Below are 1,126 nucleotides of genomic sequence, written 5' to 3'. Positions count from 1 at the left end.
CCGCCTTGTTTTGAAATGAACCCCAACAAGAACAATACGGATATTGCCGCCAGGAGGTATCTTTTCTCCCCGCTGGAATTCGATGGCAAGATCATGGTGGTAAAAATCACGATTAAAGCATACAAGGACGAAGGTTTGGGGAAGCGGCTTTATTCAGTTGAAGTGATAGATACAGACTTATGGACAAAAAAATAGGGGCGCTGGTATGTTAGCCCCCAGCAAGCCTAAACTTGCCAAGAAACCCCTCGAAAGCGTCCCTTGTGGTTTACACCACAGCATAAGTATCGCCAAAAAGCCGAAAATTGTCAAGGCCGAAAGAAACGGACCCAAAGGCGGCGTTCCCTCCCAAACGGCGCCTGTCCCCCAACAGCGTTTTCTTGCCACGGAAATCATCGGCGAGCTGGTCCGCGAGAAAGTCGCCGCCTCTGCATAACCATGGCCTTGCTTTTAACCCTGCTATCTCATATCTTTGAACTATCATGACATCTACCTATACCTTGAATACCGGGGAACTAACCCCGGATTTTATCGCCACCCTGCGGAAGATGTATCCGGGGAAGGACGTTGAAATTGTGGTCCGGGAAGCGGAAACCGATACCGAATACCTGCTCCGCTCCCCTGCAAACCGCGAGCAGCTGCTCGCCGCACTGGCGGACATCGAAAAGGGCGAACACCTGGTCTCCGTTCCTCTGGAAAAGCTCACGCCGTGAACATCACCTTTCATGAATCCGCCTTTAAGGACTACCAAAACTGGGCTTTGGAGGATAGCAAAGTCTTTGCCCGCCTCACCGGCCTTATCACTGAAATTACCCGCACCCCTGCCGCCAGTAGGCGGCCTGGAGTTTGCTTCGCAAACTCCCAAGCAATTCGGCGAAGCTGAATTGCAGAGCACCGGCTGGTCTACAAGGTAAGCGCCGACCAAGTTATCATCGCTTCCTGCAAATACCATTACTGATACCCCCCCTTCCCCCATGGGTCCGCCCCGCCCCTGGAGTTTCGGCATAGCCGAAACTCCAAGACTAAAAAAGGTGCGCTAATAAATGCGCCCCACCGGCTGGTCGCCGTGGACGCCGACCAGTTTCCGTTCCGTGGGGTCCACCATGAGGTCCAGCGGACTAAAGTCCGA

The 1,126-nt window shown here is 53.3% G+C and carries 4 protein-coding genes; all 4 read left to right on the top strand.

Annotated elements, in window-relative coordinates:
* Nucleotides 1–195, top strand: a 195-nt coding sequence (locus TPRIMZ1_RS18060) for a hypothetical protein (RefSeq protein WP_010252983.1), incomplete at its 5' end; no start/stop codon positions are given.
* Nucleotides 196–205: 10 nt separating this feature from the next.
* Nucleotides 206–433, top strand: coding sequence for a hypothetical protein (locus TPRIMZ1_RS0100250; protein WP_010252982.1), 228 nt, complete (start codon nt 206–208; stop codon nt 431–433).
* 46 nt (nt 434–479) lie between these two features.
* Entirely contained in the window at nt 480–710 is a 231-nt protein-coding gene (locus tag TPRIMZ1_RS0100245) for a hypothetical protein (RefSeq protein ID WP_010252981.1), read from the top strand.
* A 170-nt stretch (nt 711–880) separates the two neighbouring features.
* Nucleotides 881–955, top strand: coding sequence for a type II toxin-antitoxin system YoeB family toxin (locus tag TPRIMZ1_RS21080; RefSeq protein ID WP_081503587.1), 75 nt, complete (start codon nt 881–883; stop codon nt 953–955).
* The last annotated feature ends 171 nt before the right edge of the window (nt 956–1,126 follow it).

Origin of the sequence: Treponema primitia ZAS-1, from assembly GCF_000297095.1 — a bacterium.
GTDB lineage: Bacteria > Spirochaetota > Spirochaetia > Treponematales > Breznakiellaceae > Termitinema > Termitinema primitia_A.
Note: the sequence above shows the minus strand (reverse complement) of the source record. Positions and strands in the feature narration are given on the sequence as shown.

What these genes read in the sequence shown, in the direction of transcription:
- TPRIMZ1_RS0100250 (WP_010252982.1), top strand. Translation starts at nt 206, where the DNA reads ATGTTAGCCCCCAGCAAGCCTAAACTTGCCAAGAAACCCCTCGAAAGC.
- TPRIMZ1_RS0100245 (WP_010252981.1), top strand. Translation starts at nt 480, where the DNA reads ATGACATCTACCTATACCTTGAATACCGGGGAACTAACCCCGGATTTT.